Source organism: Streptomyces griseochromogenes, from assembly GCF_001542625.1.
GTDB classification, from domain to species: domain Bacteria; phylum Actinomycetota; class Actinomycetes; order Streptomycetales; family Streptomycetaceae; genus Streptomyces; species Streptomyces griseochromogenes.
The window spans coordinates 1,570,493-1,587,870 of the sequence record NZ_CP016279.1 but is presented as its reverse complement, the minus strand read 5'-3'; the positions used below and the strand labels follow the sequence as shown (position 1 = coordinate 1,587,870).

Annotated in this window: 13 protein-coding genes, 1 tRNA gene and 1 pseudogene; 3 read left to right on the top strand and 12 right to left on the bottom strand. The window is 70.1% G+C overall.

What is annotated here, in order from left to right; all coding sequences use genetic code 11:
* Window positions 1-33: 33 nt before the first annotated feature.
* From AVL59_RS07425 to AVL59_RS07390, 8 genes and pseudogenes are all read right to left on the bottom strand, one after another.
* Window positions 34-1,857 carry a trypsin-like serine protease gene (locus AVL59_RS07425; protein ID WP_067300593.1) on the bottom strand — a complete coding sequence of 608 codons (1,824 nt, stop codon included), beginning with the start codon at window positions 1,855-1,857 and terminating at the stop codon, window positions 34-36.
* A 198-nt stretch (window positions 1,858-2,055) separates the two neighbouring features.
* Window positions 2,056-4,110: a transcription termination factor Rho gene (rho, locus tag AVL59_RS07420; RefSeq protein ID WP_067300590.1), complete on the bottom strand. Its 2,055-nt coding sequence runs from the start codon at window positions 4,108-4,110 to the stop codon at window positions 2,056-2,058.
* Between the two features lie 402 nt (window positions 4,111-4,512).
* The gene (gene thrB / locus AVL59_RS07415; RefSeq protein WP_067300587.1) at window positions 4,513-5,430 is read right to left on the bottom strand and encodes a homoserine kinase; all 918 of its coding nucleotides are present in this window, start codon (window positions 5,428-5,430) and stop codon (window positions 4,513-4,515) included.
* A gap of 298 nt (window positions 5,431-5,728) precedes the next feature.
* A complete protein-coding gene (gene thrC / locus AVL59_RS07410; protein WP_067300584.1) occupies window positions 5,729-6,787 on the bottom strand; it encodes a threonine synthase in 1,059 nt (352 codons plus the stop codon).
* A gap of 6 nt (window positions 6,788-6,793) precedes the next feature.
* Window positions 6,794-8,086, bottom strand: coding sequence for a homoserine dehydrogenase (locus AVL59_RS07405; RefSeq protein ID WP_067300581.1), 1,293 nt, complete (start codon window positions 8,084-8,086; stop codon window positions 6,794-6,796).
* 143 nt (window positions 8,087-8,229) lie between these two features.
* On the bottom strand, window positions 8,230-9,621 hold the full coding sequence (gene lysA / locus AVL59_RS07400; protein ID WP_067300578.1) for a diaminopimelate decarboxylase: 1,392 nt from the start codon (window positions 9,619-9,621) through the stop codon (window positions 8,230-8,232).
* 59 nt (window positions 9,622-9,680) lie between these two features.
* Window positions 9,681-10,664: an ArgS-related anticodon-binding protein NrtL gene (gene nrtL, locus AVL59_RS07395; RefSeq protein ID WP_067300575.1), complete on the bottom strand. Its 984-nt coding sequence runs from the start codon at window positions 10,662-10,664 to the stop codon at window positions 9,681-9,683.
* A 539-nt stretch (window positions 10,665-11,203) separates the two neighbouring features.
* Window positions 11,204-11,659, bottom strand: a pseudogene (locus AVL59_RS07390) (response regulator); the annotation flags it as partial.
* Between the two features lie 167 nt (window positions 11,660-11,826).
* On the opposite strand from AVL59_RS07390, the gene AVL59_RS07385 reads away from it, so the two are divergent.
* Window positions 11,827-11,898: transfer RNA gene (locus AVL59_RS07385), tRNA-Arg, on the top strand.
* A gap of 418 nt (window positions 11,899-12,316) precedes the next feature.
* Here the strand turns inward: AVL59_RS07385 and AVL59_RS07380 are convergent.
* From AVL59_RS07380 to AVL59_RS07370, 3 genes are all read right to left on the bottom strand, one after another.
* On the bottom strand, window positions 12,317-13,387 hold the full coding sequence (locus AVL59_RS07380; RefSeq protein ID WP_067300572.1) for an MBL fold metallo-hydrolase: 1,071 nt from the start codon (window positions 13,385-13,387) through the stop codon (window positions 12,317-12,319).
* Between the two features lie 105 nt (window positions 13,388-13,492).
* Window positions 13,493-14,218 (bottom strand): carbonic anhydrase, encoded by a 726-nt coding sequence (locus AVL59_RS07375; protein ID WP_237281453.1) that lies wholly within the window; start codon window positions 14,216-14,218, stop codon window positions 13,493-13,495.
* 197 nt (window positions 14,219-14,415) lie between these two features.
* Window positions 14,416-14,925, bottom strand: a complete 510-nt coding sequence (locus AVL59_RS07370) for a DinB family protein (protein ID WP_067300570.1) — start codon at window positions 14,923-14,925, stop codon at window positions 14,416-14,418.
* 106 nt (window positions 14,926-15,031) lie between these two features.
* Between AVL59_RS07370 and AVL59_RS07365 the strand changes: the two genes are divergently transcribed.
* Entirely contained in the window at window positions 15,032-15,748 is a 717-nt protein-coding gene (locus AVL59_RS07365) for a PaaI family thioesterase (RefSeq protein ID WP_067300568.1), read from the top strand.
* A gap of 118 nt (window positions 15,749-15,866) precedes the next feature.
* Here the strand turns inward: AVL59_RS07365 and AVL59_RS07360 are convergent, their stop codons facing one another.
* The gene (locus tag AVL59_RS07360) at window positions 15,867-16,841 is read right to left on the bottom strand and encodes an SGNH/GDSL hydrolase family protein (protein ID WP_067300566.1); all 975 of its coding nucleotides are present in this window, start codon (window positions 16,839-16,841) and stop codon (window positions 15,867-15,869) included.
* A 278-nt stretch (window positions 16,842-17,119) separates the two neighbouring features.
* Between AVL59_RS07360 and AVL59_RS07355 the strand changes: the two genes are divergently transcribed.
* On the top strand, window positions 17,120-17,338 hold the full coding sequence (locus AVL59_RS07355) for a hypothetical protein (protein WP_067300564.1): 219 nt from the start codon (window positions 17,120-17,122) through the stop codon (window positions 17,336-17,338).
* Window positions 17,339-17,378: the final 40 nt, after the last annotated feature.

The window sequence follows — 17,378 nt, the reverse complement described above, 5'->3', positions numbered from 1 at the left end:
CCTAACCGGGACGATCCCCGCTCACCTGCGTTTTCAGCCGAATAGGTCGTACTGCTGGAAGCCGGTACCGACCGAGACACGTGTGGCAAAGATCTCGCTGGTGGCCTTAGCGGTGCCCTTGTACAGGTAGAGCGTGCCGCTGGGGGTACGCGCCAGGAAGTCGGCCAGGCCGTCGCCGCTCACGTCGCCGACCGCGTCGAAGGCGTTGTACCCGGTCCAGGCGCTGCGCACCTTGACCCGGGCCGAGAACACACCGGAACCGGACTTGCCGGTTCCCTTGTAGAGGTACAGATCACCGGTGCTGGACTGGCGGGCGAGCAGATCGGCCTTGCCGTCGCCGGTGAAGTCGCCGTGGCCGCGCACCATGTTGTACTGGTTCCAGCCTGTTCCGACGCTCACCCGCGACCCGAAGGTGCCGTTACCGTTGCCCGGGTAGAGCCACAGCGTGCCGCCGGAGTCGACGGAGAGCACGTCGGGCTTGTAGTCGCCGGTGAGGTCGCCCGGGACGATGATCCGCTTGCGCGTGCCCCAGCCGCTGAAGATCTTCGTCGTGGCCCAGGAGCCATCGGTGCGGGCGCTGTTGAGCGCGAAGTGGTCCCAGTACACGTCACCGGTGGAGCTGACCCGGTAGACCAGGTCCTGGTAGCCGTCCCGGTTCAGGTCGGCCTGGAGGACGAGGTTCACTCCGCTCCAGTTGCCCCAGGAGGCCCGGGTGCCGAACGAGCTGCCGCTTGAGTCCTTCTCGTAGCCGGTCTTCGTGGAGGATTCCCGCACGAACAGGTCGGCCTTGCCGTCGGGCTTGTTGTTGAAGAGGCTCAGGTTGGTGTCGTCGATCTGGTGGTAGGCCGAGCCTGCGTAGAAGCCGACCTTGGTGAAGACGCTGTAGTAGCCCTTCTCCACGCAGTCCTGGATGCCCCAGGAGACCACTCCGACGATCCGGCCGCCCACCACGAGCGGGCCACCGGAGTCACCGTTGCAGGTCGCGCTGGTACCGGTGTCGCTCCCGCTCTGCGTGCCCGCGCAGACCATGCGTCCCGCGACGAAGCCCGTGTCGTAGACGCTGGAGCAGGTGCTGTCGGAGTGCAGGGTCAGCGTGGTCGTCTTCAGCGTCTGGGAGATGTCCTGGCTGGTGGAACTGGTACGGCCCCAGCCGTAGACGGTGGCCTGGGTGCCGGCGGCGTACGAGGCGGTGTCGCCGTAGCCGACCATGCGGATCGGCGTGGCCTTGACCGGGACGGCCAGGGTGAGCATGCCGAGGTCGTCCTGGTTCCTCCCCTCCTTCCTGTCCACCGGGTCGTACCCCGGTTGCCACCACTGGCGCTGCACGGCCGTGGCCTGGCCGCCGTGCAGGTCCGTGGTGCCGGTGGAGTCGGTGGTGGGCAACTGGTCGGTACCCGTGACGACGGCGCCGTGGGCCTGCCAGTTGTAGTCCCTGTTGTCGTTCCTGAGGCAGTGGGCGGCGGTCAGGATCTTCGTCGGCGAGACGACCGAGCCACCGCAGAAGAAGCTCACATCATCGCTGGTGTCGGTGGTGTTCCTGTCGTCGTAGTACCAGAGCTGGGCCATCCAGGGCGCCGAGGGGATGGTGGTCTCGGTACCACCGATGATCTTCGGCGAGACGGCGGAGGGGCTGCTGGTCTTCGTCGACGCGTCGGTGCCGGAGGCGCCCGCGATGCGCTTCTCCAGGGTGGCCTGCGACGGCTGGCTGATGACGGGCCGGGGGGTCGGCGTCGGCAGCACGGTGGCCGCACCGGCGGAGGTCGTCATCAGCGCGGCGGTCACGGCGGCGGCGACACCGGCCGCGGTGAGGGGCAGGGCAAGACGTATACGCCGTCTGTGCCGCCCGGGCAGGGGCATGAGCAAGGGAGTTCCCCAAGAAAGAGGTGAGACAGGTGGGGCGCGTGTTGCGCTCCCGTACCCCTCAGCGCCAAAAGGCCGCCCCCCGTCACTTCTTGACGGGGGGCGGCCTCAGCACCCTGGGGGCGCGGGACTGTATTCAATGTGCGGCTCCGCCGCGCGGACGCGGCCGGCCGACGACAGTCACCTCAACGGCACTCAGTCACCGTTGCCCGGAGTCGGCGTCGTCTTCTGGATCTGCATGAGGAACTCGACGTTCGACTTGGTCTGCTTCATCTTGTCGAGGAGCAGCTCGATGGCCTGCTGCTGGTCCAGCGCGTGCAGCACACGACGCAGCTTCCAGACGACGGCCAGCTCCTCGTTGCCGAGCAGGATCTCTTCCTTACGGGTGCCGGACGCGTCCACGTCCACCGCCGGGAAGATGCGCTTGTCGGCGAGCTTCCGGTCGAGCTTGAGTTCGGCGTTGCCGGTGCCCTTGAACTCCTCGAAGATCACCTCGTCCATGCGGGACCCGGTGTCCACCAGCGCGGTGGCGAGGATGGTCAGCGAGCCGCCGTCCTCGATGTTGCGGGCCGCACCGAAGAAGCGCTTCGGCGGGTACAGGGCGGTCGAGTCGACACCACCGGACAGGATGCGGCCGGAGGCCGGCGCGGCCAGGTTGTACGCACGGCCCAGACGCGTGATCGAGTCGAGCAGCACGACGACGTCGTGGCCCAGCTCCACCAGACGCTTGGCGCGCTCGATGGCGAGCTCGGCGACCGTGGTGTGGTCCTCGGCCGGACGGTCGAAGGTCGAGGAGATGACCTCGCCCTTGACCGACCGCTGCATGTCGGTGACCTCTTCCGGACGCTCGTCGACCAGGACGACCATCAGGTGGCACTCGGGGTTGTTGTGCGTGATCGCGTTGGCGATCGCCTGCATGATCATGGTCTTGCCGGTCTTCGGCGGGGCCACGATCAGACCGCGCTGGCCCTTACCGATCGGCGACACGAGGTCGATGATGCGGGTGGTCAGCACGCCCGGGTCCGTCTCCAGGCGGAGGCGGTCCTGCGGGTAGAGCGGGGTCAGCTTGTTGAACTCCGGGCGGCCACGGCCGTGTTCGGGCGCCATGCCGTTGACGGAGTCCAGGCGGACCAGCGCGTTGAACTTCTCGCGCCGCTCGCCTTCCTTGGGCTGGCGGACCGCACCGGTGATGTGGTCACCCTTGCGCAGACCGTTCTTGCGGACCTGGGCGAGGGAGACGTACACGTCGTTCGGACCGGGCAGGTAGCCGGAGGTCCGGATGAACGCGTAGTTGTCGAGGATGTCGAGGATGCCCGCGACGGGGATCAGGACGTCGTCCTCGGCGAGCTGCGGCTCGACACCCATCTCGTCACGGCCACGACGGCCCCGGCGGTCGCGGTAGCGGCCGCGACGGCCACGGCGGCCGCCCTCGAAGTCGTCGTCGTCCTGCGGACCGGCGTTGCGGTCCTGCCGACCGCCGCCCTGCTGCTGGCCCTGCTGCTGGCGCTGGCCGCCCTGGCCCTGCTGCTCGTCACCCTTGCCCCGGCGGTCGCGGTCGCGGTCCCGGCCGCGCTCGCGGCGGTCGCGGCGGCCACGGCCCTCGCCGTCACCGGCGTCGCCGCGGGCCTCGCCCTGCGGCTGCTGGGCGGGCGTCTCGGCCTTGGGCTCGGCCTTGGCCTCGGCGACAACGGTCTCGGCGCCGCCCGCGGCCGGGCTGCACGCCTCGGCGGTGGCGCGACGGCGGCGGCGCTCGGTCGGGGCGTCGTCTCCCCCACGCTCGGCTTCCGCCCCACGCTCGGCTGCGCTCGCGCGGGAGGTGCCTCCGTCGCGGGAGGTGCCGCCGGCCGGCTGGCCGGGGATCTCGATCTGCTGCTGGGCCACGGCCTTCTCGGCGGGGGCTTCCGCGGCCTTCTCCGCCTTCTTCTCGGCGGCGGCCTCGCCCGTACGGGCCTTCGAGGTGGCCCGGCGCTTGGGCTTGGTCTCGGTGGCGGCCTCGGCCTTGGGGGCGGCGCCCCCTCCTGCCTGGGCCTCCTTGATGACCTCGATCAGCTGGCTCTTGCGCATGCGCGCGGTGCCCCTGATGCCGAGGCCCGAGGCAACCTGCTGCAGCTCGGCCAGCACCATGCCCTCGAGGCCGGTACCGCGGCGCCGCCGGGAGCCGGCACCGGTGGCAGGCGCGGAGGCGTCCGTGGCGGGCGCGGCAGCGGTCTCCTCGACACGTGCGCCCATCAGATCGGTGGTGTCGCTCACGAAGGGTCCTTCCCTGGAGCGGACGTCGGCCTTCTGGCTCGGCGACCGGTTGTGCTGTCCGGATACGGTCCTGTCTGTGTGAACCGTGCCGGGGCGGTGGTCCGCCAAAGGCGGCGGAACAGATTTCTGGTGATGGCGCTTCCGCGAGCCGTGGCACCCAGTGTCACGTGGCGTGGTAGCACCGATTCCGGAGCGTGCCCGGTGTCCCGCTCAGTGTCCGCATACGTCGTACTGCCCAGGTACGGCGCACGGAACACGGAGTGGCTCGGGAGGCTCCCGGAAGAAGGTCTGTCCCGGACGGGGACACGAAGCACCTCGCCATGGTGGGGTCGGGTGCAGACTTGAGGTTAACACTACCGGATCCAACAAACATTCCCCCTCTCCAAATCCGGCAACCGTGTCTCAGGTCGCAAGCGGCAGCACGCTCGCTCCCTGGACGTCCAGGCTCAGCCGGTTGGCGGCCCAGTCGGCGCCGGCCAGGGCCTCCACCTTGTCGGCGGTGCCGGCGTCGGCCAGGGCCATGACGGTGGGTCCGGCGCCCGAGATGACGGCCGGGACCCCGTCGGCCCGCAGCCGCTCCACCAGCGCGATGCTCTCCGGCATCGCCGGGGCGCGGTACTCCTGGTGGAGGCGGTCCTCGGTGGCGGGCAGCAGCAGCTCGGGGCGCCGGGTGAGGGCCTCGACGAGCAGGGCCGCGCGGCCCGCGTTGGCGGCGGCGTCGACGTGCGGCACGGTGCGCGGGAGCAGGCCGCGCGCGGTCTCGGTCAGGACCGGCTTTCCGGGCACGAAAACCACCGGAACGATGGAATCGTTCGGCTCCATCCTGATCGCCCGGGCGGCGCCGGCCTCCATCCAGGACAGGGTGAAGCCGCCGAGCAGACAGGCCGCCACATTGTCCGGATGACCCTCGATCTCGGTGGCCAGTTCAAGGAGGGCGGCGTCGTCCAGTCTGGCCTCCCCGCCTATGGTCACCGCGCGCGCGGCGACGATGCCCGCGCAGATGGCGGCGGACGAGGAACCCAGGCCGCGGCCGTGCGGAATGCGGTTGGCGCAGACGATTTCCAGGCCACGGGGCTGCCCGCCCAGCAGATCGAAGGCGGTGCGCAGGGAGCGGACGAGCAGATGGCTCTCGTCCCGGGGAAGGGTCTCGCTGCCCTCACCCGCGATGTCGATGTGCAGCCCGGAATCGGCCACCCGGACGACCACGTCGTCGTAGAGCCCCAGCGCGAGGCCCAGGGCGTCGAAGCCCGGGCCGAGATTGGCGCTGGTGGCGGGAACGCGCACCCGGACGGCGGCGGCGCGGAACGCTGGACCGGCCATCGCTCGTTGATTCTCCTTGAGCTGCGGGACTGTCGAATGACACTCGATGGACATCCGATGATGTACTTCGATGATGTACGAAGACCCGTCGGGCCGCGGAGACGACGCGGCGCCGTGCCACACGCGGGGGCATATGCGGTGGGCGGGTTGAGTACAGCCTATCGAAGGAAGGTTCTGCGGCGACATAGGGCGCACAGGAGGCGCACGATGCGTGTCGTATGCCCCCTGTGCACCCCGTCGGGGTTTGCCCCTGCTCAGACCGGTCAGGGGTCAGATCAGTGACCGGTCAGGGGTCAGATCAGGCCAGGCCGAGGCGCTCGGCCGCGGTGGCCGCGTCGACCGGGACGGTGACCGGCTGCGGGGCGCCGGCCACGGCCCAGTCGGGGTCCTTCAGACCGTTGCCGGTGACCGTGCACACGATCTTCTGGCCCGGGTCCACCTTGCCCTGCTCGGCGGCCTTCAGCAGACCGGCCACGGAGGCGGCGGAGGCGGGCTCCACGAAGACGCCCTCCTGCGCGGCCAACAGCCGGTAGGCGCGCAGGATTTCACGGTCCGTCACCTCGTCGATGACACCGCCGGACTCGTCCCGCGCGGCCAGCGCGTACTTCCAGGAGGCCGGGTTGCCGATGCGGATCGCGGTGGCGATGGTCGAGGGGTCCTTGACCACCTCGCCGCGCACGATCGGGGCGCTGCCGGAGGCCTGGAAGCCCCACATACGGGGGGTCCTGGTGGCGACGCCGTCGGCGGCGTACTCCTTGTAGCCCTTCCAGTAGGCGGTGATGTTGCCCGCGTTGCCGACCGGGAGGATGTGGATGTCGGGGGCGTCGCCGAGCATGTCCACGATCTCGAAGGAGGCCGTCTTCTGGCCCTCGATGCGCGCCGGGTTGACCGAATTGACCAGCGCCACCGGGTAGTTCTCGCTCAGCGCGCGGGCGAGCGTGAGGCAGTCGTCGAAGTTGCCGTCGACCTGGAGGATCTTCGCGCCGTGCACGAGCGCCTGGCCCATCTTGCCGAGCGCGATCTTGCCCTGCGGCACGAGGACGGCCGAGACCATGCCGGCCCGCACCGCGTACGCGGCGGCGGAGGCGGAGGTGTTGCCGGTGGAGGCGCAGATGACGGCCTTCGCCCCCGCCTCCTTGGCCTTGGAGATGGCCACGGTCATGCCGCGGTCCTTGAAGGACCCCGTCGGGTTCGCGCCCTCGACCTTGAGGTGGACCTCGCAGCCGGTGCGCTCGGAGAGCACCTGCGCGGGCACGAGGGGGGTGCCGCCCTCGCGGAGCGTCACGACCGGAGTGGTGTCGGATACCGGCAGCCTGTCCCGGTACTCCTCGATGATTCCGCGCCACTGGTGGGTCATTGCTGGTTACTCTCCTTCAACCCGCATGATGCTGGCGACACCCCGCACGGTGTCGAGCTTGCGCAGCGCCTCGACGGTCCCGGTGAGGGATGCGTCGGACGCGCGGTGGGTGACGACGACGAGGGAGGCCTCGCCGTCCTTGCCCTGCTGCCGAACGGTATCGATCGACACCCCGTGCTCGGCGAAGACAGTCGCGACCTGGGCGAGTACGCCCGGTTTGTCCGCGACGTCAAGGCTGATGTGGTAACGCGTGATGACGTCACCCATCGGCGAGACGGTCAGGGCTGCGTACGCCGACTCACCGGGCCCCGTTGCGCCGTTGAGCCGGTTGCGGCAGACGGCGACCAGGTCGCCGAGGACCGCGGAGGCCGTGGGCGCACCGCCGGCGCCCGGGCCGTAGAACATGAGCTGTCCGGCCGCGTCGGACTCCACGAAGACGGCGTTGTACGCGCCGCGCACGGAGGCGAGCGGGTGGGTCAGCGGAATCATGGCGGGGTGCACACGCGCGGTGACCGACGCGCCGTCCTTGGAGCGCTCGCAGATGGCGAGCAGCTTGATGGTGCAGCCCATCTCCTTGGCCGAGCGGAAGTCGGCGGCGGTGACCTCGGTCATGCCCTCGCGGTAGACGTCGTCCAGGCGCACCCGCGTGTGGAAGGCGATGCCGGCGAGGATGGCGGCCTTGGCGGCGGCGTCGAACCCCTCGACGTCGGCGGTCGGGTCGGCCTCCGCGTACCCGAGGGCGGTGGCCTCGTCGAGGGCCTCCTGGTAGCCCGCCCCCGTGCTGTCCATCTTGTCGAGGATGAAGTTCGTGGTGCCGTTGACGATGCCGAGCACCCGGTTGACCTTGTCACCGGCGAGCGATTCGCGCAGCGGCCGGATCAGCGGGATGGCACCGGCGACGGCGGCCTCGTAGTAGAGGTCCTTGCCGTGCTCCTCCGCCGCCGCGTGCAGGGCCGCACCGTCCTGGGCGAGCAGCGCCTTGTTGGCGGAGACGACGGAGGCGCCGTGCTCGAAGGCGGTGGTGATGAGGGTCCGGGCGGGCTCGATCCCGCCGATGACCTCCACCACGACGTCGATGTCACCGCGTTTGACGAGGGCGGTGGCGTCGGTGGTGACGAGTTCCGCGGGAATGCCCTCACGCACCTTGGAAGGCCGCCGTACGGCGACCCCCGCCAGCTCCACCGGGGCCCCGATCCTGGCGGCGAGGTCGTCGGCGTGCGTCGTCATGATGCGCGCCACCTCTGAGCCGACCACTCCACAGCCCAGCAGCGCCACCTTCAGCGGACGCGTACGCATCATCCGACCTCGTTTCCTCATACCTACGGTTGGACCAGTCTCACTCACCGGACGGGCGTTTCTACCCTTGGTCCGGATCGTGAGACATCTATTTCATTTGTGCAGGGGTGGAAGACCGCAGATCTTCCACCCCTGGAGTCACTCGGTCAGCCGACGTCGAGACGCAGGAGATCCTCCTCCGTCTCACGGCGGACGATCACCCGGGCCTCGCCGTCCTGCACGGCGACCACGGGCGGCCGCGGCACATGGTTGTAGTTGCTGGCCATGGACCGGCAGTAGGCGCCGGTGGCCGGTACGGCGATCAGGTCACCGGGTGCCAGATCGGCCGGCAGGAAGGCGTCCTTCACCACGATGTCCCCGCTCTCGCAGTGCTTGCCGACGACGCGGGCGAGCACCGGCCCGGCGTCGGAGGCGCGGGAGACGAGGGCGACGCTGTACTCGGCGTCGTAGAGGGCGGTCCGGATGTTGTCGGACATGCCGCCGTCCACGGAGACGTACGTCCGCAGCCCGTCGAGGGGCTTGACGGTGCCGACCTCGTAGAGGGTGAAGGCGGTGGGCCCGACGATGGCGCGCCCGGGCTCGACCGAGATCCGCGGCGTGCGCAGCCTGGCGGCGTCGCACTCACGGCTGACGATCTCGGTCAGTGCCTTGGCGATCTCGTGCGGCTCGCGCGGATCGTCGTCACTGGTGTAGGCGATACCGAGCCCGCCGCCGAGGTCGATCTCGGGCAGCTCGACCCCGTGCTCGTCCCGGATGTCCTTGAGCAGCCCGACGACCCGGTGCGCGGCGACCTCGAACCCGGACATGTCGAAGATCTGCGACCCGATGTGGGAGTGGATCCCGATCAGTTCGAGCCCGTCGAGCTGGAGGGCCCGCCGTACGGCCTCGGCGGCCTGCCCGCCGGCCAGCGGGATCCCGAACTTCTGGTCCTCGTGGGCGGTGGCGATGAACTCGTGCGTATGGGCCTCGACGCCGACGGTGATCCGGATCTGGACCTTCTGCCGCTTGCCGAGGGACTGGGCGATGTGCGCGACCCGCACGATCTCCTGGAACGAATCGAGCACGATCCGCCCGACACCGGCCTCTATGGCCCGGGTGATCTCCTGGACGGACTTGTTGTTGCCGTGCAGGGCGATGCGCTCGGCGGGCATGCCGGCGGACAGCGCGGTGGCCAGCTCCCCACCCGAGCAGACATCCAGATTGAGCCCCTCCTCGTACAGCCACCGCACGACGGCACGCGAGAGGAACGCCTTCCCGGCGTAGAACACGTCGGCGTCCGTGCCGAAGGCGGTGCGCCAGGCGCGCGCCCGGGCGCGGAAGTCGGCCTCGTCGAGGATGTAGGCGGGGGTGCCGAACTCCTCGGCGAGCCGGGTCGCGGTGATCCCGCCGACGGTGAGGACACCGTCGGCGTTCCGGCCGACGGTGTGCGCCCAGATCTTCGGGTCGAGGGTGTTGAGGTCGGTGGGCGGAGCGGCGTAGTGCCCCTCCGGAAGGACGTCGGCGTGACGGGGTCCGGCGGGATGCGCGGAACGGCTCATGACGTTGCTCTCAGACTCTCTGTCTCTCTCCGGGGCCTCATGTGTGCGTCCTTTGGCCCTCAGAGGTGTTCGGGTGCGTCGATGCCGAGCAGGGACAGGCCACCGGCCAGCACCGTCCCGGCGGCTTCGGCGAGGGCCAGCCGGGCGCGGTGGGCGGCCGAGGGTTTCTCCTCGCCGCGCGGAAGCACGGAGGGCAGCAGCGGCAGGACGGCATCGGCGACGGTGACGAGATGCCGGGCAAGCCGGTCCGGGGCGCGATGGGTGGCGGCCGCGGTGAGGATACGGGGGTGGTCGGCGAGGGCGGTGAGCAGCTCACGCACCTCTTCGTGCACGGCCACGGGCCCGGGTTCGCCGCCGAACCCGAGGCGCCGGGCGTTGCGGGTCAGTGCCCGGACACGGGCGTGGGCGTACCGCACCCGGAACAGCGGATTGCTCTCCCGCTGCACGAGGTGATCGGCGGTGATCCGGGGCCGGTCGTGCGCGGCGGGGTGCAGCAGGGCCCACTGGGCGGCGTCGGCGCCGAGCGGCGCGGGGTCCTCCGGCGCCGGAACGGGCCGCAGGTTCACGGGCTCACCGTGCTCGACCTCACCGCGACCGCCCTGGGTCGCGACGATCCGCACGACGGCATCGGCGACGACCTCGGCGCGCGCCTCGTAGGGCACGCGCAACACCACGACCTGCCCCGCGAGCGCGTCACCGCATCCGTACGCGGCACCGCGCTCACGGATGTCCCCCACCAGGCCGGCGACGAGGTCGCCCTGTTCCTCGAGGCTGATGTTGAGAAACCCGGGCCCGGTGACGACGACGTCCCGGACCCCCTCGGCACGCACGAGATGCGCCCGCAGAATCTCGGCCACCTGCCGCGGCGTCCGGCCGGCCGGCCCGGCGAGCTGCAGCGCGACACCGGTGGCGTAGTCCCCGCACCCCCCGGCCCCCGGCACCCCCACCACAACCCGCTCCGGCACGGTCACACTCAGCTCCCCCTGCTCAACAGCACACCGCACCGCGCACAGCACGGTACGGGAGAGCTCAACGGGGGTCACGGGACAAGCGTAGGGGAGGAGGGGGGTGGGTATGCGAGGTGGTTTGTGCGGGGGCGGCGCTATCCGCCGAAGGAAACTCCGTCGGCCGCTTGCGCCACGTGGGTCGCCTGGGTCGCTTGGGTCACCTGCGTCACGTGGGTGGCCTGGGTCGCTTGGGCCGTTTGGGGCACCTGCGCCACGTGGGTGGCCTGGGTCGCCTGGGTCACTTCGACCGTGTCGGTGGCCATGGCGGTGTCGGTCACCATGGCGGTGTCGGGTACCGCGGTCGCGTCGGTGGCGGCTGTCGAGCGGGGTACGGCGGACCTGTCGGTGACGACCTTCGTGTCGGTGACGACCTTCGTGTCGGTCGTAACGGCCGTGTCGGTCACGACCGCTGCATCAGTCGACACGGTCGAGTCGCGCGCGAAGGCCGCATCGGTCGCCACGGCAGCGTCGCGTACGAAGGCCGCATCGGTCGCCACGGTCGAGTCGGTGATCTTGGTCACCAGGCCGGGAAGCCTGCCGGCCACCCCGCGGCCCTGACCGCCCTCACCGCTCTCGCCGTCCTCCCCATCGCCCCCGCCCCCGCCCTCCTCATCACCTTCACCTTTATTTCCCTTCCCGCTCCTACTACCCCCCGGCCTCCGCTCGATCAGATGCTTGACGAGCCGGACGAGTTCCGCGGGTTCGAAGGGCTTGGCGAGGAAGGCGTCGACGCCGACGTCGAGACCGGTCTCCACCTCGTACTGCGTGCAGGCGCTGATGATGGCGAGGGGAAGGTGGTGGGTACGGGGATCGGCCCGGAGCCGGGCGGCCGTGCGCAGTCCGTCCAGGCGGGGCATGACGACATCGAGTGTCACGACATCGGGCTGGACCTGATGCACCACATCCAGACACTCGGCACCATCGGCCGCGGTCACGACCTCAAGCCCCTCCAGCTCAAGGTTGACCCTGATCAGCTGCCGGATGACCTTGTTGTCGTCCACAACAAGCACCCGCCCCGACGCGCCTGGCACAAGTCGAGAGTAGGTCCGCTCCGGTCACCGCGTCCGGGTTTTCCCCACTTCCACCCCCACCGGGGGACCCTCCCCCACCGAGCCCCGGGAAACCCGTTCCTGATCACCCCGGAAGACCTGCTAGGGTTCTATCCGTCGCCGCGAGCAAGAAGCCAAGCGCCCGACACGCCCCCGTAGCTCAGGGGATAGAGCAACGGCCTCCGGAGCCGTGTGCGCAGGTTCGAATCCTGCCGGGGGCACTCGCCGGTCAGCCAGCAAGAATCAAGCTCTGACCAGCGCGAATGCCGACTTGAGAGAGCGGGAGTCAGTCTCACTGACTCTCGCTCTTTCTCGTTGTCTCTCACTGTCCGCGCACCATCTGCGATACGCGCGACACACCTTCGACGCACTCACCCGTAGGGCACCCCTGACGACGTCGGGCAGCTGTGCAGAAAGATGTGGGCATGCCCAAACCGATGAGCTTCACAGCGTGGTTGAAGACCCAAGCCGATCGTGAGAGTGGCATTTGCCTACCTCGCCCGCGATGTCGCCAATAATCCCGAATGGCCCTCACGGAAGGGGCGGTCGGGCCGGCGCACCTGTCTCGAAGAGTGCGGCGCCATCCCAGCTGCCATCGAGATGTTCGAAGGCGCCTGAGCTGGGACTGCTGAGCCGGGATCAGGCATGACCCGCCTGTGGGGCGGTGAGCGTGACGGTGGTTCCGACGCTGGTCTGCACCCATGCGTCCGGGAGGGCTGCGGCGAGGGTGTGCTGGGCGCGCCAGCCGGTGCAGTGACCGGGGACGATCAGCTCGGGTGCGAGTTCGGTGAGCGCGGCCACCGTCGGGCCGATGACCGGCTCGAAGGCGGGGCCGCTCAGGTGGAAGCCGCCGATGAGGGCCAGCAGTTTGCTGACGCCGGTCAGTCTCATGGCGTGGCGGATGATGTTGACCACTCCGGCGTGGCCGCACCCGGTGATGATGACAAGCCCCCGGCCGCGCACGTTGATGACGAGTGCCTGGTCGTCGATGACGGCGGGGTCGTGTCGCCAGCCGTTCCCGTCCCAGGCTTGGTGTGCCTTCGGCATGCCGTGCTCGAACTCGGTGACACGGTCCACCTCGCCGGTGATCAGGATGCCGCCGGCCAGCAGCGACGGCTGCCGCCGCTCGATCACCTCGAACCCTTCGCGTTCCAGGGCACCCCGTGACAGCGTGGGCATCTCCAGAGCCTGGCCGGCGGGTAGTGCCAGGCGGCGGCGCGTCCAGACCGCGGGGTGGACGGTCAGCGGAAGGCCAGAGCGCCCGCGCAGCCGGGCCAGGCCGTCGAAGCCGCCCGCGTGGTCGAAGTGTCCGTGGCTGAGCACGACGCCCTGCAGGTCGCCGACATCGATGCCAAGACGCTCGGCGTTCACCGCCAGCCCGTCCGGCGACGCGCCGGTATCGAACAGCAGCGTGCTGCTCGCGTTCCCGCTTTGGACAGTGACCAGGGCGGAGAAGCCGTGCTCGGCACGCAGCCCCGCGAGGGCCTCGCCGCCGGCGAACTGCCGCGCGGCGGTCCGCCCGGCGCCCATCGGCGCCCGGGTGACGCCTTCGGCAGAGGCCAGCAGGGCGTCGAAGGTGTTGTCGACCATCGTCGTGACCCTGACCTCGTCGACGTCGGGCAGCGTCACCGGGTCAACAGCCGGTCCCTCCGCGGCGCGAGGCGCTGACCACGCCGCCTCGGCCACCGAGTGCCCGTGATCGTCGCACATGCTAGAAAGCGCCTCCCCGCCGATTCGACCGGCCAGGGAAGCAGATCCCGGTACAAGCCGCAGGCCGCCCACGGCGGTCACGCCGGCCGCAGGCGCCGCGCGGTGTCATGCTTCCACTCGCGCGGACGGGACGACGACGTCGATGAGCCCGGTGGCCACGTCGTACACGAGCCCTGAGACGAAGACTCCGGCCGGAAGCCTCTGCTTGAGGATTTCGGCGTCGACGCGGACGGCGGCGACCGGGTCGGTGACCGCCTTGGCGTCCAGGTCTCCGGCCGGAACCCCGAAGTAATCGGCCAGCAGCTCGGGGAACGCTGTGAGGTCCGTGATCCCGCAGTCGGTGTGGTGCAGGACCGCATAGTGGACGTCGCCCGGGCGAGGGCCGCCCGTGCGGGCCTGGACGACCTTCGAGAGCATCTCCAGCGTCCGGAGTGTCGTGGGCGTGACCCGCCCCCCGACGTTGCGGATCACCGCTGCCTCGCCGGGCTTGAGCCCGAACACGTCGGACGGGTCGACACGAGGGTCGACGCATCCGATGACCGTCAGACTGCCAATGGGCATGAGCTTCAGGTCGGCGAATGATCCGCCGTCGGCGAACCTGGCGTTCCGCTTGGCTAGCTCGTCCGTGTCGATCACTGTGACGGTAGCCCCTTCTCGCTCTGAGCCCGGACCCCCGGTGACGCCGACGGCGACCTGCAGTTGCCGCCAATCTTGGCCCGCCGCTGCCTCCCATGCCACTCGACTTGGCGGCACATCGTGATCATGCAGGTCAACGCCTTGCGTGATGCGACACGGCGAGTCGGCGCCAAGGTGCGATTCGTACTTGAACACCCCGACTTGCGCCATGCGTAATGAGTCGATGACGGTTCGCGATCGCGATGCGCCGCAGAGTCGAGATGCCACCCCAACCCAGGGAGGCGCGTCGGCGGAGACCGCGTCGCGTCAGGGTTTCCTGAGCGCCGTACGGTCCTGGCGGGCGGTCCGCGGCGGGAGCCGGGCGCCGCGCGTAGTCGTGGCGGGCGCCCGGGTCAGGCGCCGACCGTGCCGTCCACGCCCTCGCGGAGGAAGTCCGCGTGGCCGTTGTGGCGGCCGTACTCCAGAATCATGTGGAGCATGACCATCCGCAGGGACACGTCCTCTTCCCAGCGCGGCTGGTGCCCGGCGAGGTCCAGGGACTCGGCCTCGCGCTCGATGCGACGCGAGTGCTCGACCTCGGCCTGCCACACCGCGAACGCCTCCTCGGCGCTCGCGCCCGTGGTGTCGTACGCGGCCTGGAAGTCGAACTCCTTCTCCGACCAGACCATCGGGGCGGTGTTGTCGTCGAACACCCGGCGGAACCAGGCGCGTTCGACCTCGGCCATGTGGCGGACCAGGGCGAGCAGGGAGAGGGTCGACGGTGGGCTCGACCGTTCCTTGAGCTGCTCCTCCGTCAGGCCCTCGCACTTCATCGCCAGGGTCGCCCGGTGGAAGTCCAGGAACGCCCGCAGCGTCTCGCGCTCCGTGCCGAACAGGGGCGGGCCGATACGTTCGACGGTCATGGCGGGTTCCTCTCGGGGCGAGCCGGGGCGAGCTGAAGCGAGCTGAGACGTCGAACGTACCCCGTCCCCCCGGCCGTCGGGGACGGGGGTGTGGTGGAGTGGGGCCATGACCGACATCGAGACGATCACGGTGCCCGGCCATTTGCGGGGGTATCCCGGGGTGGCGTTCGGCGGATACGTGGCGGGGGTGCTCGCCGGGCGGGCGGCGGCCAAGACCGTACGGGTGGACTTCCGACGGCCGACCCCGGTGGAGGTACCGGTAGAGATCGCGGAGACCGCCGACGGCGGGGCCGTGCTGACCGGTGCGGACGGGGTGCTCGCGGTGGCCACGCCCGACGAGCTGGACCTCGAAGTCCCCGAACCGCCCTCCTGGGACGAGGCGTCGGCGGCGGCCGAGGCGTACCGCGCGGCTCCGCCGGAGGGGACTGTGGACTGCTTCGGGTGCGGGCTCGACCGCACGCCCGACACCGGGTTGCGCCAGCACTGCGGAGTCGTGCCGGGGCGGGATCTGGTGGCCGCCGCGTGGACGCCCGGGCCCGCGCTCGCCGACACGGAGGGGATGCTGCGGACGGAGCTGGTGTGGGGAGCGCTCGACTGCCCCGGGAACGCGGCGGGACGGCTGCGGGGAGGGTTGCGGGAGGGGGCGGTGACGGCCTCGCTCACGGCACGGTTGCTCCGGCCGGTACCGGTTTCCTCACGGCTGGTGTCGTACGCGTGGGTCCTCTCGGAGGAAGGACGCAAGCACCGGATGGGTGTGGCTCTGGCGACGGCGGGGGGCGACCTTTGCGCGGTCGCCTCGGCGCTGTGGGTGGATCCCCGATAACCCTCGGCGTGCTGAGGTTCAGCCGGGTCCGGAGTTCGACCGGTGCACGGAACCGCCTCCGGCTTGGGTGCCGGAGGCGGTTCGCCGCGGGATCGAGGGCGGGGATGCCGTGTGCGGGTCAGCTCACGCCGATGGCGTCCAGCATCGCCGCTGCGACGTGATCAGCGGCGTTGCGGTGGCCGCGGGCGTTGGGGTGCACGAGGGCCGGCTGGTCGGGGACGCGGGTGAAGATGCCTTCCACCCACTTGCCGGTGTCACAGACGCTGTGGTGCCGGGAGGAGTCGTAGAGGTCGACGAAGCGGGCGGAGTCGTGTGTGCCGGCTGATTTCTCGATGACCTTGTTGAGGGGTTGCAGGACATCCTGGCGCAGCCAGTCCAGGTCGCCCTGGGTGATCGGGCCGAACTGTTCCAGGTCGTTGTACCGGCACTTGGAGGTGTCCTCGGGGATGACCGTGGGGTAGCCGACGGTCAGGATCTTCGCGTGCGGGGCGCGCTCGTGGAGCACGGTGAGCATCTCGTCGTAGTCCCTGCTCGCCTTGTTCAGCCGGCCGGGGATGTCGGCGGCCAGGTCGTCCCGGCACGGGGTGCCCTCGCCGCCGCTGCCGGCGCCCAGTTGCAGGCACTGGAAGAGGATGTCGGCGAATCCGAGGGTGTTGCCGCCCACGCCGACGGTGACCACGTCGGTGCCCCGTCCCACGGCGGCGGACTGGGGAGGCACCGGGGGGAACGGGTAGTCCGGGTCCTCGGAGAAGGGCGGCAGGTGGCGGCCGATCGGTTCCTGGGCCCTGAAGGTGACGTTCTCGATGGTGGCGGCGCCGCAGCTGACGTTGGTCAGGTCGAAGAGCGAGCCGAGGTCGCGGTCGATCACCTGCGGGTAGGACTGGTCGGTGCGCTCGCAGCCGTCGCGGGGGACTTCGAAGGTGTCGCCCGCGGCGGGGATGACCCCGGCGGTGTAGGAGTCGCCCAGGGCGACCCAGTCGTAGGACGCCGCGGCGGCGGGTTGCGCCGCGGCGAGTTGTGCGGGGACGAGGGCGCCTGCGGCGAGAGCCGCGGCCGAGCACAGAGTGGCCAGACGAGTGCGGAAGCTTGCCACGAATCCTCCAGGGATAGGGGCGTTGGCATCGCTTTGACCATAAAGAGATCGTCACTAAACGCACTAGATCCAATACGGACAGTCATCGGCGGGCAAGAGGGGCGCATTGTGAGCGGGCCGGTTCGACGTGTCGACCAGACGTGGTCGATATGTGACAGATCGGGCGCGGTACTTGCACAACGCGAGGAAGATCTTTGATCGACTGTATGGCCCCGGTCCGGCGCACGGGCTCTCGGCGGCTGTCCATTTCTCGATCGCCTGCACCTGAAGGGGCGGCTGTGAGTAGCGCGATGATGACGCCGTTCGCCGCGATGTTCGGCGTGGTGGGCACGTTGTCGGCACCGGTGTTGCCCCAGCGGTCGCAAGCCAAGGCCCTGGCAGCGGACTTCGACCGGCAGCAGCGAGCGGCACGAGCCCAGTGGCAGGGGGAACGGGAGCGGGCCGATCCGGGCGCTCGTGACACCCGGAGTGAACCGCCGCACGGTTCGAGGCAGTAGGACGATCCCGGTGGTGACGACCACGGATGACGACCACAGA

Coding starts and splice junctions, on each gene's coding strand:
- AVL59_RS07425 (WP_067300593.1), bottom strand. CDS start 1,857: ATGCCCCTGCCCGGGCGGCACAGACGGCGTATACGTCTTGCCCTGCCC.
- thrB (WP_067300587.1), bottom strand. CDS start 5,430: ATGGCCGGTCCAGCGTTCCGCGCCGCCGCCGTCCGGGTGCGCGTTCCC.
- thrC (WP_067300584.1), bottom strand. CDS start 6,787: ATGACCCACCAGTGGCGCGGAATCATCGAGGAGTACCGGGACAGGCTG.
- AVL59_RS07405 (WP_067300581.1), bottom strand. CDS start 8,086: ATGATGCGTACGCGTCCGCTGAAGGTGGCGCTGCTGGGCTGTGGAGTG.
- lysA (WP_067300578.1), bottom strand. CDS start 9,621: ATGAGCCGTTCCGCGCATCCCGCCGGACCCCGTCACGCCGACGTCCTT.
- AVL59_RS07380 (WP_067300572.1), bottom strand. CDS start 13,387: ATGTGCGACGATCACGGGCACTCGGTGGCCGAGGCGGCGTGGTCAGCG.
- AVL59_RS07370 (WP_067300570.1), bottom strand. CDS start 14,925: ATGACCGTCGAACGTATCGGCCCGCCCCTGTTCGGCACGGAGCGCGAG.
- AVL59_RS07365 (WP_067300568.1), top strand. CDS start 15,032: ATGACCGACATCGAGACGATCACGGTGCCCGGCCATTTGCGGGGGTAT.